Origin of the sequence: Halothece sp. PCC 7418, from assembly GCF_000317635.1 — a bacterium.
GTDB lineage: Bacteria > Cyanobacteriota > Cyanobacteriia > Cyanobacteriales > Rubidibacteraceae > Halothece.
In genome coordinates this window covers 1598906-1612067 of sequence record NC_019779.1, presented here as the reverse complement: position 1 = coordinate 1612067, position 13162 = coordinate 1598906, and the positions used below count along the sequence as shown (strand labels likewise).

Annotated in this window: 10 protein-coding genes and 1 pseudogene; 10 read left to right on the top strand and 1 reads right to left on the bottom strand. The window is 42.5% G+C overall.

Going from position 1 to position 13162, the window contains the following annotated elements; translation table 11 throughout:
• Positions 1-70: 70 nt before the first annotated feature.
• From urtB to PCC7418_RS07240, 10 genes and pseudogenes are all read left to right on the top strand, one after another.
• Entirely contained in the window at positions 71-1018 is a 948-nt protein-coding gene (gene urtB, locus PCC7418_RS07285) for an urea ABC transporter permease subunit UrtB (protein ID WP_015225534.1), read from the top strand.
• Between the two features lie 26 nt (positions 1019-1044).
• Positions 1045-2238 (top strand): urea ABC transporter permease subunit UrtC, encoded by a 1194-nt coding sequence (gene urtC, locus PCC7418_RS07280; protein ID WP_015225533.1) that lies wholly within the window; start codon positions 1045-1047, stop codon positions 2236-2238.
• Between the two features lie 13 nt (positions 2239-2251).
• Positions 2252-3007: an urea ABC transporter ATP-binding protein UrtD gene (gene urtD / locus PCC7418_RS07275; protein WP_015225532.1), complete on the top strand. Its 756-nt coding sequence runs from the start codon at positions 2252-2254 to the stop codon at positions 3005-3007.
• Positions 2994-3695 carry an urea ABC transporter ATP-binding subunit UrtE gene (gene urtE / locus PCC7418_RS07270; protein ID WP_015225531.1) on the top strand — a complete coding sequence of 234 codons (702 nt, stop codon included), beginning with the start codon at positions 2994-2996 and terminating at the stop codon, positions 3693-3695. Before urtD ends, urtE begins: the two co-directional genes overlap by 14 nt.
• Positions 3696-3704: 9 nt before the next feature.
• The gene (locus PCC7418_RS20205; RefSeq protein WP_235620766.1) at positions 3705-4124 is read left to right on the top strand and encodes a type II toxin-antitoxin system HicB family antitoxin; all 420 of its coding nucleotides are present in this window, start codon (positions 3705-3707) and stop codon (positions 4122-4124) included.
• A gap of 281 nt (positions 4125-4405) precedes the next feature.
• Positions 4406-4678, top strand: a pseudogene (locus PCC7418_RS07260) (Mo-dependent nitrogenase C-terminal domain-containing protein); the annotation flags it as partial.
• Between the two features lie 47 nt (positions 4679-4725).
• Positions 4726-6453 carry a diflavin flavoprotein gene (locus PCC7418_RS07255; protein ID WP_015225528.1) on the top strand — a complete coding sequence of 576 codons (1728 nt, stop codon included), beginning with the start codon at positions 4726-4728 and terminating at the stop codon, positions 6451-6453.
• A gap of 293 nt (positions 6454-6746) precedes the next feature.
• Complete coding sequence (locus PCC7418_RS07250; protein WP_015225527.1) at positions 6747-7259, top strand: phosphate-starvation-inducible PsiE family protein; 513 nt, start codon at positions 6747-6749, stop codon at positions 7257-7259.
• A gap of 151 nt (positions 7260-7410) precedes the next feature.
• The gene (locus PCC7418_RS07245) at positions 7411-9153 is read left to right on the top strand and encodes a diflavin flavoprotein (RefSeq protein ID WP_015225526.1); all 1743 of its coding nucleotides are present in this window, start codon (positions 7411-7413) and stop codon (positions 9151-9153) included.
• An 18-nt stretch (positions 9154-9171) separates the two neighbouring features.
• Complete coding sequence (locus PCC7418_RS07240) at positions 9172-9411, top strand: hypothetical protein (RefSeq protein ID WP_015225525.1); 240 nt, start codon at positions 9172-9174, stop codon at positions 9409-9411.
• Positions 9412-9415: 4 nt separating this feature from the next.
• On the opposite strand, the gene PCC7418_RS07235 is transcribed toward PCC7418_RS07240, so the two are convergent.
• Positions 9416-13066 (bottom strand): diguanylate cyclase domain-containing protein, encoded by a 3651-nt coding sequence (locus tag PCC7418_RS07235; RefSeq protein WP_041596189.1) that lies wholly within the window; start codon positions 13064-13066, stop codon positions 9416-9418.
• Positions 13067-13162: the final 96 nt, after the last annotated feature.

The following is a 13162-nucleotide window of genomic DNA, read 5'->3' as shown; positions in this document are numbered from 1 at the left end:
TTTCTCTTTTACGCAACCTTCTTGAAAAAAGACGAGTCTTTGTGGTTCGCATCAAAAAGGAGATGAAAGATTGTTAAACCAATACGCATTGACCTATTTATTTGCTCAAGAGAATTCTGGGTTTGATTTCATTCCTCTCCTCAATCAGTTGATTAGTGGGGTGGGAATTGTCGGAATTCTTTTGCTGACAGCGTTAGGGCTTGCCATTACCTTTGGGGTGATGGGGATTATTAACTTAGCCCATGGTGAGTTTATTATGCTGGGGGCTTATACAACATTTCTAATGCAAGAATTGTTTCAGATGGATTTGCTGTTAACCATTCCCTTTGCATTTATCGTGACAGGTATCATTGGGGGATTAGTGGAGTTAACGATTATCCGTCGCCTTTACGGTCGTCCTTTGGAAACGTTGTTGGCAACTTGGGGGCTGAGTATTGTCATCCGTGGGGTGATTAAGCTCATTTTTACCGCACAGTTGAAGTATGTTCGCGCTCCTTCTTATATTTCTGGGAATTTAAGCCTGATTACTAATTCTGAGGGAGTTGCAACTGTTTCCATTTCTTATTACCGTCTTTTAATTATTGGCATCGCGATCGCGCTCCTTCTCCTGACTGCCTATCTCCTCTATGGCACCAGCTTAGGGCGACAAATGCGTGCGGTAACTCAAAACCGTGATATGGCAAAATGCCTCGGCATTAATACCAACTTAGTGGATATGGCAACCTTTGCCTATGGTTGTGGCTTAGCTGGTGTTGCGGGAACGGTGATTTCAGCGATTAAAACCGTTTCTCCGCCCATGGGTCAAGATTACTTAGTGGATGCCTGGATGGTCGTTGTAACCGGTGGTGTGGATAAACTGATTGGGACATTAGCGGGTGCAGTGGTGATTGGAGAATCCAATGCCGCGATCGCGTTTTTCCTCAATGATCCGATTGCACGGGTGATTGTATTGACAGCAGTGATCATTATTATCCGTTATCGCCCAGAAGGACTCTTCACCGTCCAGAAACGCGGTTAACCGTTGTTGAGAAAGGAGAATTTATTATGACACAAGCCTTGTCTGGAATCCAAGAATCAACCTTTCCCAAAAAACGCGCGATCGCGATCGGGATTGGTTTTATTATTTTCGCCATTTTACCCTTCTTGATGGGAGAGTTTCAGACCTCTTTAATGGCAAAACTCCTGCTATTTGGCGCACTTGCCATTTCCCTAGACTTAGTTTGGGGCTTTACAGGAATTCTCAGTTTTGCCCAAGGGGTATTTTTCACCCTTGGCGGTTACGCGATGGCGTATTTTCTAAAACTGAATCTATCTGCGGAAGCCAATACCTATGGCGTGGCTTTACCCGACTTTATGGTTTGGAATGGTTTAGAAACACTACCTTGGTTTATCGCCCCCTTACAATTCTTCCCCATTGCGATGGTTGCGATGGTCGCCCTTCCCGCAGGATTTGCTTATATCATTGGTTGGTTTATCTTCCACTCTCGCGTCAGTGGGGTTTATATCACGATTATCACCCTTGCTATTTCTTCAGCACTGACCACCTTTTTTGTCAGTCAACAAGCCTATACAGGAGGCACAAACGGCATTACAGACGTTGCCCCCTTAAGTTTCTTTGGCGCGGAAATTCCCTTAATAGGGCTGTATTGGATGAGTTTAGTCTTCACCACTGCGGTTTTAGTGGGTTCCTGGTGGCTGACACAATCGAACTTTGGCTTAATTCTCCGTTCCATTAAAGAAAACGAGCGTCGGATTTCTTTCTTAGGTTACGACATCGCCAGTTATAAAATTTTCATCTGGACATTATCCGCAGGGATTGCGGGGATTGCAGGGGGGTTATTTGTTTCTCTCAATCAATTTATTTCTCCTGTGTATCTTGCCGTTGCTTTTGGCACACAAGTGGTGATCTGGGTTGCCATTGGCGGGCGCGGAACACTGATTGGCCCCTTTGCTGCGACGCTGATTCTGGGACAAGTTCAAAATTACGCGGAACAAGTGACTCAAGATTGGCAATTAATCATTGGGGTTTTACTGCTGGTTGTCGTGTTATTTATTCCCAACGGTTTAATGAGTTTAGTTCCCAAAAATTTATCCTTGGCTCAAACCACAACTAAAACGGCTTCTGCGGACTCTTCTGCGGGGTATCTACAAGCCCAACTCATTGATTGGCTAACTCCGTTACAGAAATTAACCAAAGCAAGCCTGAATATCTTACGCAAGAAACGCTCTCGTTATTAAGGACTAAAACTTTATGAATTCTATTCTTTCGGTTAAAGACTTACAAGTTGAATTTTCTGGCTTTAAAGCCCTCAAAGGCGTTAACTTAAGTGTTGCTGACCGTGAAATTGTCACGATTATTGGGCCCAACGGTGCGGGAAAAAGTACCCTCCTCGATGCGATTGTTGGGAAATCTCCTGTTGCGAGTGGTCATGTGGAATATCAAGGGAAAGAGATTACCAACCATCGACCCCATGAAATTGCGCGGATGGGAATTGGACGAAAATTCCAAAATCCTAATGTTTACAACGAATTAACCGTTTTTGAAAATCTTTTACTTGCTCTTAAAGGCTCACACGGTATTTTTGACGCAATCACTGCAAAATTAACCCGTATGAAACGCCATAAAATCACTTCGGTTTTAGAGCGGATTGGGTTAATGGACTATGCAGGAACAAAAGTTTCTTCCCTCTCTCACGGACAAAAACAGTGGGTGGAAATTGGTATGGTTTTAGCGCAAGATCCCGCCGTGGTTTTATTGGATGAACCGACCGCAGGAATGACCCCAGAAGAAACTCATTCCACGGGAGAAATTATCAAAGCCATGTCTGAATTTCATGCTGTGGTTGTTATTGAACATGACATGGAATTTGTCAAACAAATTGCTGAGCGCATTGTTGTCCTCCACCAAGGACAAACCTTAGCCGAAGGAAGCGTAGAAGAAGTACAAAATAATCCCAAAGTTGTGGAGGTTTATCTCGGTCGTGAAAGAATCGATGTCGCTGCTTGAACTCTCTAATGTTACCGCAGGCTATGGACAAACCCCGGTTTTATTTGATATTTCTATGAGTATTAATAAAGGGGATTTAGTCTGCTTACTCGGTCGCAACGGTGTGGGGAAAACCACTCTTTTACGCAGTATTATCGGCTTAAATTCTCTTAGTAAGGGGAGTATGGTTTTTGATGCCGATGATATTAGTAAAGCCCCCACCTATAAACGCGCTCAATATGGGATTGCTTATATCCCACAAGGACGAGAAATTATTCCTTATTTGTCGGTTTTAGATAATCTGAAATTAGGCTTTGCGGCAAGTAAGGCAAAAAACAAGAAAATTCCTGATGAAATCTTTGAGTTTTTCCCGATGTTAAAGGAACATTTATCCCGTCAAGGGGGATTACTCAGTGGGGGACAACAACAGCAACTTGCCATTGCGAGGGGTTTAATGTGTAACCCGCAATTGATGCTATTAGATGAACCAACGGAGGGAATTCAACCTTCCATTGTCCAAGAAATTGAAGATACCTTGAAACGAATTAATAAAGAAAAAGGGATTACGGTTTTAGTGGTAGAACAAAAAATTGATTTTGCCCGCCAGCTTGCTCAAAAGTTTTTTATTATGGATAAGGGCGCGATCGTGGCAAGAGGACAAACAGCAGATTTAACGGATTCTTTAGTGCATCAATATTTAGCCGTTTAATTCCTCTAAGTGTTTGGGTTTGCTGTTTATCTGGTGGGCATTGCCCACCCTACCCTTAATTTAGTTACCATAATAAAGGAATTATCTGAGGGAATGGTTATGAAAGGAGAGTTCACCGCCATTATTGAGGAAGCAAAAGAAGGAGGATACTGGGCGATTTGTCCTGAAATACCAGGTGCAAATGGTCAAGGTGAAACGATTGAAGAAGCTAAGGAAAGTTTGAAGGGTGCGATTCAATTAATTTTTGAAGATCGTTTAGCAGATATTCGTCAAGGACTCTCCCAAAGCGCGATCGAGGAAACAATTTCCATAAGTAAGAAAAGGAACAAAGAACAAATAACAAATATTGAGGATGTATTTCACGAGAGTGAAAACTGCTATAACAAGCAACTTTTTACAAATGATTTGGGACAAAAGCGAGTATCCTAGCAAACTACTGCTCTCCCCAACTCCCCCTCACCCAATTTTCGCCGATCAAGTGACACTTCGGAGCTAAAAGTGATTCTCCCTCCCCCTCACCTCGATTCATCTGTAGCAAACATTGATCAATTTGAGATTACAGGGGTTTCAAGGGTTAAGCAAAAGTTATCAACTATCAAGGATTTTGATATTAAAATCAATTGCCATATTAAAAACTCTATGGATAAACTGTAGTTATAGAATTTCAGGAACAGTTAACTATGGTTTATTTTCTATCTCACCAACAACAAGCCACCCACCCCGCCAGAGATTGGCTTTTTCCCCTGCGAGAACAGTTAAATCGGCTAAAAATCCACAACGAATCAACAGCGCATTTCATCTGTCGATTCATCCCGATGCAATGTCCTTTTGAACAGGATATTTATCTGTTTGGACGCAAAATTGGTCATATTCCCCCCCTGTGTAAACTCAATCCCCTCTACGAAGAGTTAATCGGGTTAAGATTTCGCGCTTTGTGCTACTTAGCGGATGAATGCGGACAAGATGTCAGTTGCTATTGCTAAATGACATTGACTCAGTACAGCGTTAAGGATTGAACAAGGAGTGATTTATGGTTGGAGTTATTAATTCTCAGCAATCTTCTGCATCGACTCAGCGATTGACGTTACAAACGACGGAAATTGCACCAGAAACCACTGCAATTCGTTGTCTGGATTGGGATCGCGCTCGTTTTGATATTGAGTTCCCCCTTGAAAATGGAACCACCTATAATTCTTTTATTATTCGAGGGGAAAAACTGGCGTTAGTTGATACGTCTCATGTCAAATTTCGCCAACTGTATCTTGATTTAATTAATCATTTAATTGATCCAGAACAACTTGACTATCTCATTATTAGTCATACGGAACCCGATCATAGTGGTTTAGTCGCAGATATTTTAGCCTTAGCCCCCCATGTAACGGTTATTGGGGCGAAAGTTGCGATTCAGTTTCTGGAAAATATGGTGCATCAGCCGTTTAATTCTCAAATCGTGAAAAACGGCGATCGCGTGGATTTAGGAAATGGACACGAGTTGGAGTTTGTCTCTGCACCAAACTTACATTGGCCCGATACCATTTTCACTTATGATTATAAAACCCAAGTCCTTTACACCTGCGATGCGTTTGGGATGCACTATTGTGACGAACCCATCTATGATGAGAACTTAGAACTAATTGAGGCGGACTTTCAATATTATTATGATTGCTTGATGAAGCCAAACGCCCGTTCAGTTTTAGCAGCGATCAAACGGATGGGGAAACTCGATGTTGGTCAAATTGCCACGGGACATGGCCCCTTATTACAATACCATCGTTCCGAATTAGTCAATCGCTATCACGACTGGAGTGAAGCGCAAACTAAAACGGATACTTTAGTTGCCCTGTTTTATTCTGAATATGGTTATAGTGATGAAATGGGTCGCGCGATCGCGCAGGGAATTACTAAAACTGGGGTTGCGGTGGAACTGATTAATTGGAAAGATACCGAACCGCAAGAAGTGCGAGAGATCGTGGAACAAGCGAAAGGGTTAGTGTTGGGGATGCCAGCGCAATCGGATTCAGAAGCGCATCAAATCCTCAGCACCATCTTAGCAGCAGCCCACAGTAAACAGACCATTGGTCTTTTTGAAGCGGGTGGCGGTGAAGATGAACCGATTTACCCGTTACGGAATCAGTTTCAAGAAATTGGACTGAGTGAAGCCTTTGCGCCGATTTTAGTCAAGGAAGCCCCTAATCGCGGAACTTATCAATTGTGCGAGGAAGCAGGAACGGATTTAGGACAAGGGCTAACGCGCGATCGCGCCGTAAAAGAAATCAAGTCAATTGACAACAGCTTACAGAAAGCCCTCGGTCGCATCAGTAACGGGTTATACATTATCACCGCTCAAAAAGGGGAAATTAACAGTGCGATGATTGCTTCATGGGTAATGCAAGCCAGTCTAAATCCATTGGGGGTCGCCATTGCAGTGGCAAAAGATCGCGCTATTGAATCCTTTTTACAAAGCAGCGATCGCTTTGTTTTGAATGTTTTAGAAGAAGGGAATTATCAACATTTAATTAAACATTTTCTGAAACGATTTCCCCCAGGTGCGGATCGTTTTGAAGGGATTAAAACGGTTCCTGCAAATAATGGTTCACCGATTATTGCTGAGTCTTTAGCTTATATAGAATGTCAAGTGACAAGCCGTTTAGAATGCAGCGATCACTGGATTATTTATAGCAAAGTTGAAGGGGGAAGAGTCTCAAAATTCGAGGGATTAACAGCCGTTCATCATCGAAAAGTGGGAAATTATTATTAAGCTAAACCTTCAGATAGCAATCCCATAATAATTATCAATTAATCCCCCCTTCGCCCCCCTTCGTAAGGTTATCAATTAATCCCCCCTTTGCCCCCCTTCGTAAGGTTATCAATTAATCCCCCCTTTGCCCCCCTTCGTAAGGTTATCAATTAATCCCCCCTTCGCCCCCCTTCGTAAGGTTATCAATTAATCCCCCCTTCGCCCCCCTTCGTAAGGGGGGAAGAGTTAATCAAATTTTACGAATGATTTAGAACTGCTATACTTCAACTCCCAATAAAAAACAACTAAATACAATGCAAAAATTAATTAATTCTTCCCCAATTCCTTGGCATAAATCGCTCAATAACAGTGGAGTCATTCAATTTTTAGAATTTGTCCAAGACTTGATTATTATCTCTCTTTGTATTGGCTTATTTAGCTTTATGGCGATTCAGTTGCGGGAGATGTTTGTCTCTCTGCTACCGCCTTTAAATTTTCCAAGAGTGACATCTGATATTTTATTTGTCCTCATCTTAGTCGAACTGTTTCGCCTCCTCATTATTTACTTACAGGAAAGACGAGTTTCTATTGGCGTTGCTGTGGAAGTTTCCATTGTTTCAGTCTTAAGAGAAATCATTGTTAAAGGAATTCTCGATATTCCTTGGAGTCAAGTTTTAGCCACTTGTTCTTTCTTATTAGTGTTAGCTGTTTTATTAGTGGTTCGAGTTTGGCTACCGCCGACGTTTGAAGGGGTTGATCCAGAACAAAAAATATCGGAACGACACAAACAAAGATCTGTCAATGTGACAAATGGGAATGGTCATTAGTTATTTGTAATCTAGCCATTTTCACTCTCATGAAGTACATTGGTAAATTTTTGTTCTTTGTTCTTTGTTCTTCGTTAACTGGTAACTGATCACTGATCACTATTCTCAACAGATCAAAAAACATCACAATATAATTTAGGAGTCATTAATCATGGGACAAACTGCTACACCTATCAAGCCCAGAGATGTGCAAGTTGCAGACATTGGAATGAATACAAAAGTGCTACGATCGCGCACATGGGAACAATTAAAATTTGAAGTGGAGTATTCTCGGCAAAAAGGTACGACCTCCAATTCCTATTTAATTCAAGCGGAAAAAATCGCTCTCATTGATCCCCCAGGGCAATCGTTTACTAATATTTATTTAGAAACTCTAGATAATCATTTGGATTGGCAACAGTTAGATTACATCATCTTACAGCACGTTAACCCCAATCGTTTAGCAACCCTAAAAGTTTTAATTGAAAAAGCCTCACAAGCAACAATTATTTGTTCTAAATCTGCCCTCAATGCCCTGAAAGATAGTTTAGAAACCACTCAAATTCAAATTATAAAAGATCAAGATACGTTAGATTTAGGACAAGGACATCAGTTAAAATTTCTGAGTGTTCCTACCCCGCGTTGGGTCGATGGTTTATGCACTTATGATCCGCAAACGCAAATTGTTTACACCGATAAATTTTTTGGGGCGCATTGTTGTGGTGAAGCCATTTTTGATGAGAATTGGAAACAACTGGATCAAGATCGTCGTTTCTATTTTGACTGTCTTCATGCAGCCCAAAGCAAACAATTAGAAACGGCTTTAGCGAAAATTACACCCCTTCCCAGCAAGATTTATGCTCCTGCTCATGGTAGCTTAATTAAATATAGCCTCAGTCGGTTTCGCTATGACTATCAGCAGTGGTGTCAAGAACAAAGCCAGCAAGAACTAAAAGTTGCCCTCCTCTATGCTTCAGCGTATGGGAATACCGCAATCATGGCAAGCGCGATCGCGCATGGCTTAATGCACTCAGGAGTTGCAGTAGAATCAATTAATTGTGAATTTGCCTCTTCTGAAGAAATTACCGAAGCGATTCAAACCTGTGATGGCTTTATTATTGGTTCGCCCACGTTAGGCGGTCATCCCCCTACCCAAATTCAAACCGCACTAGGAATCATCCTCGCCCATGCAACTAAAACCAAATTAGCTGGGGTGTTTGGGTCTTACGGCTGGAGTGGAGAAGCCATTGATATTTTAGAAAATAAACTGCGCGATGCCCATTACAGCTTTGGTTTTGAACCGATTCGCGTTCGCTTTAGTCCCACTGCTGCCATGTTAGAACAAGGGAAACAAGCAGGAAAAATCTTTACCCAAACCCTGAAAAAGACGAAAAAACTGCGGACTCCTCGCCAAGGGATTACCGAAACAAAAATTGATCGCACGGAACAAGCTGTGGGAAGAATTGTCGGGTCATTATGCGTTCTCACCACTTGTCAGAATCATCAGCATCGCGGAGTTTTAATCTCTTGGGTATCACAAGCAACGTTTAATCCGCCTGGTATCATGCTTGCCATTTCTCAAGAACAAAGTCATCAATTAATCGCTCAACCTGGGGATCAATTCGTGTTAAATATTCTCAAAGAAGGGCGAACGATCAGAAGACTTTTTTCAGAACAAGTTAGTCATTCTTTTGACTCAGTAACAACTCAAAGCGCAAGTAATGGCTGTTTAGTCATTGAAGAGGGTTTAGCGTATTTAGAATGTACCGTTCAAAACCGTTTAACCTTTGCGGAAACGCCCGCCCAACACAGCAGTGATCATATTTTATTGTATGCCACAGTTGATCGCGGGGAACTATTAGAAAACCAAGGGATGACGGCGATTCAGTATCGTAAATCGGGCAGTCATTATTAATATAAGGAGAAAAAGCAGATGAAGTATTCTATTCAAAACAAGATTGATGAAGGCTGGTCTATTCAAATTTATGGGCGCGATCGGCGTTTACTTTGTTCATTTGACCCGTCTCATGGTTGGACATTTTTCACTGGATTTCTCGTTGGTTTGCTACTGGCTTTGATGATGGTGAGTCAGCAACCGACGCAGACTTCTTCTGTTTCTTCGCCACCCCATCCCTCACCTAATCCTCATGAACCCCTGTTGCAAGTGGATTGAACGGTTATTGTTGATAGAGAAAATTAATTGCGCGATCGCGCCCCCAGCCTTTGGCTGCATACAACGCCTGATCCGCACGACGAATTAATTCCTTACGGCTGTTTTCCGCACTAGGAACTAATGCGCCGACCCCTAAACTGAGAGTGATATAAGGAGCAGTGGAGGACTTCAGATGAGGAATCTTTAAACGAGAGACCGCTTTTCGTGCTCTTTCCGCGACCACCATTGCTTTGTCCCCGGGGGTATTCGGTAAGATAATGGCAAACTCTTCGCCACCGTATCGCGCCACCAGATCATCAGGACGCTTCGCAACATTTTGTAACGCCTGAGCGACTTGTACAAGACATTGATCGCCCATTTGATGACCGTAGTAGTCATTGTAGGGCTTAAAATCATCAATATCGCATAAAATTAAGGCTAAGGGTCGTTTTTCTCGTTGCAGGCGTTGCCATTGGCGATCAAGGGTATCATCAAACCAGCGACGGTTGGCAATTTTGGTCAAACCATCCTTAATCGCAAGTTCTTCGAGTTTGTGATTGGCTTGTTGCAGTTTTTGATAAAGTTCTGCCTGATAGATCGCAACCCCCACTTGTGTTGCTAATTGTTTTAATAAACTGACTTCTGTGGGATGCCAATTCCGACTACTGCGACAGTGATGGGCGATCAGCAATCCCCATAAATTGTCTTGATTAAGAATCGGAATCACTAAATTGGCTCGCACTTGAAACGATCGCAGCATATCGCGATAACAGTCAGTCATCTCTGCTGTTTCAATATCCTGAATCGCCAATACTCGCCCATTGCTATATAAAGGTGCGGATTTAACCTGAAAACAAGGATCATCAATTTCACGATTAAATAAGGCTTCCCAATTGTCAGCAACAGATTCAATGACAACTCTTCCATTCCAATTTTCATCAAACCGATAGAGAAGCACCCGATCCGTTTGTAAAAAGTCCCGAATTTCTTCAACAGTGACCTGAAAAATTTCCTCTAGATCGAGAGACCCATGAACTTGTTGCGTAATTTGAGCGACCAATTGTTCCCGTCGAGTTTGATTCAATAGTTGTTGCAGTTGAGAATTACCCACCTGAGAAAACTGAGTCTGGTTTTCCGCCTCTGGTGAAAGGGTTACAGTCCTGTGATCGTCTAGGGTCTGACTCGTTTTTTGCGAAGGGAAATGTAGTCTCTTGGATAAACTATTCTGTAAAAACTCCGTGATTTCTTCCGCAGAGAGAGGCTCACTGAGAAAATAGCCTTGTATCTCTTGGCTGGTTTCTGGACTGGTGGAGGGGAAAGGAATATTGCTTAAAGTTTGCAGTTGTTGTAAGGTTTCCACCCCTTCTGCAACAACACGCAAGTTTAAACCTTGAGCTAAGGTGATGATGCTATTAACGATCGCGCTGTCAACGGTATTGATATTAAGATCTTTAATAAAATTGCGATCAATCTTAATCGTATTCAAAGGGAAAGTTTTAATGGCATTGAGGGAAGAATAGCCCATGCCAAAATCATCAAGAGCAACGCTCACTCCCATGTCCTGCAACTGTTTGAGAATCCAGTGGGTCAGATCGATATTTTGGGCTGCGGTGGTTTCGGTAATTTCAATTTCGAGGGCGGATGGGGGAATTCCCGTCTCTACTAAAATTTGCTGAATGGTTTCCACAAATTCGGCTTGTTGAAACTGACGACCCGAAACATTGACTGCAACTCGGATTTCCTTAATTCCTTCCTCTCGCCACTGCGCCAGTTGCTCACAGGCGGTTTTTAAGACCCAATCTCCTAGTTCGCAAATCAGATCGCTTTCTTCGGCAAAGGGAATAAAATGGACTGGACTGAGCAATCCGCGCTGAGGATGTTGCCAACGCATGAGAGCTTCTACAGCAGTAATTTCTCCTGTCTGTAAGTTCATTTGCGGTTGATAATAGAGAAAGAAATCGTTATTTTGCAGAGAGTTACGAATTTCTGTTTCTAGGGTTAAGGGATTCAGCGGCGATCGCAGCGAAGGGCTATAAACTTGGTAACGATTGCGCCCTTGTTGTTTCGCGCTATACATAGCAGTTTCCGCATTGAGCAACAAGGTTTCTGCTTCATCACCATCATAGGGACTAATGGCGACCCCCCAACTGGCTTTCACATACACTTCATGTCCTAAGAGGGGAAAAGGAGCTTGCAAACAATCACCAATTAAACTGATGGCTGCTTCCAATTCCGCGCTATCTAATTGATTGACTTCTCGTAGCACGATGACAAATTTATCACCATGCCAGTGAGCGAGAATCGTATTCTTAGGGGTGAAATGGGTTTTGAGACGTTCGGCAACCTGTTGCAGCAGTTGATCCCCTGCGGTATGACCGAGGGTATTATTCACTTGTTGAAAGCGATCTAAATCCAGAAAGATAATTGCAAATAGTTCATTCGTTCTTGTCTGTTCAGAGATGAGTAAATTCAGTTGTTCTGTAAAGAAAGCCCGATTGGGGAGTTGAGTAACGGCATGATAGTTTTCTTGAAAATTTACCGCAGTGCTTAGCTCTTGTTGCTGAAAGTGATCCGTTAACAGTTGCGCGATCGCGCAGCCTAGATTCACCTCTTCTGTTGTCCAGTTTTGCCAAGCAGACAACTGCACCTCTTGTTTCCAAGGCGCAAAAGAGGGTCGTAGTTGTTTCCTCTCTTCAGCAGTTTGGGGCGGACGACCCGCCCACCATACTGTTTGCGGTTGATTGTGGCGAAAAATGGTTAAATAGCCTTCCCGATGCGATCGCGAAGATAACGGAAGGACTAAACCAACATAAGGTTCATCGGGAGTTAAATCAAAGTGATAAACCGATAAAGAATAATCCACTTCTTCTAAATCAACTTGTTCACAAGAAAGTAAATTTTTTTGCCACGCCAGTGTCTCTTCCAGAGTCACCTCACACTCACTGACCTGCTGCAAGGCTTTGATATCAGGCTGTTCTCCAGTTTCATAAACCTTGGTTTCTCCAGAGAGCCGTTGTAAAAAGATTCTTCCACCACAGCCATTATAAGCAGCAACCACTTTTTCCAAAACCTGCTGTAGGGAAGCATCATTTTCTGTGCTTTTTAGTAACTCCCGCAAAGTTGTCAAAGTTTCTTCTCGATATAATAGGGTGCTTTCGCATTGTGACAACTGTTCGGTTGTAATCAGTAACGTTAACCGTTCACTTAACAACTCCAACATTGATAATTGACTTTTTTGCCAAAGGCGATTATTACGATGATGAATTAACAGCAAGCCCCACAATTCCCCCCGAATAATAATGGGATAAGTCAAACTTGCTTGAATCTCTAACTTTTTTAAATATTGCAAATGACAAGGGGAAGCGTCAGTATAGGTAACCTGATCTTGACCATAAGGAAACTGTTGAAATTGTTTTCCGAAACCAACATCAACCGCAATGCGAACTCGTTGCTTTAAAAATCGATCGCGCGCTACCTGTGGAATATCAGACGCTGGAAACCGCAAGTGTAGCAAGGAAGGAAGGGGGGTTTGAGCAGACAAGACCTCTGCAATCACTTTACCACTACCATCGGCTAAGAATTGATAAAGGTCAACGCGATCAACGTCTAAAAACTCCTGAATGTCTTGTAGTGTGCCTTGAATCCGTTGTGATACTGATTTAAAGTCACTTGTCATCTTCCAATTCTTCATCACCCTTGCCATCACTGGGTTGCGCCGTTAATTCCGTTGCCAAAATGTGTTATTAGACACCTTCCCCCATTTTAGCGATCC

Bases quoted from the DNA above. Each gene is read 5' to 3' on its own strand.
- urtC (WP_015225533.1), top strand. From the start codon at position 1,045: ATGACACAAGCCTTGTCTGGAATCCAAGAATCAACCTTTCCCAAAAAA.
- urtD (WP_015225532.1), top strand. From the start codon at position 2,252: ATGAATTCTATTCTTTCGGTTAAAGACTTACAAGTTGAATTTTCTGGC.
- urtE (WP_015225531.1), top strand. From the start codon at position 2,994: ATGTCGCTGCTTGAACTCTCTAATGTTACCGCAGGCTATGGACAAACC.
- PCC7418_RS07255 (WP_015225528.1), top strand. From the start codon at position 4,726: ATGGTTGGAGTTATTAATTCTCAGCAATCTTCTGCATCGACTCAGCGA.
- PCC7418_RS07250 (WP_015225527.1), top strand. From the start codon at position 6,747: ATGCAAAAATTAATTAATTCTTCCCCAATTCCTTGGCATAAATCGCTC.
- PCC7418_RS07245 (WP_015225526.1), top strand. From the start codon at position 7,411: ATGGGACAAACTGCTACACCTATCAAGCCCAGAGATGTGCAAGTTGCA.
- PCC7418_RS07240 (WP_015225525.1), top strand. From the start codon at position 9,172: ATGAAGTATTCTATTCAAAACAAGATTGATGAAGGCTGGTCTATTCAA.
- PCC7418_RS07235 (WP_041596189.1), bottom strand. From the start codon at position 13,066: ATGACAAGTGACTTTAAATCAGTATCACAACGGATTCAAGGCACACTA.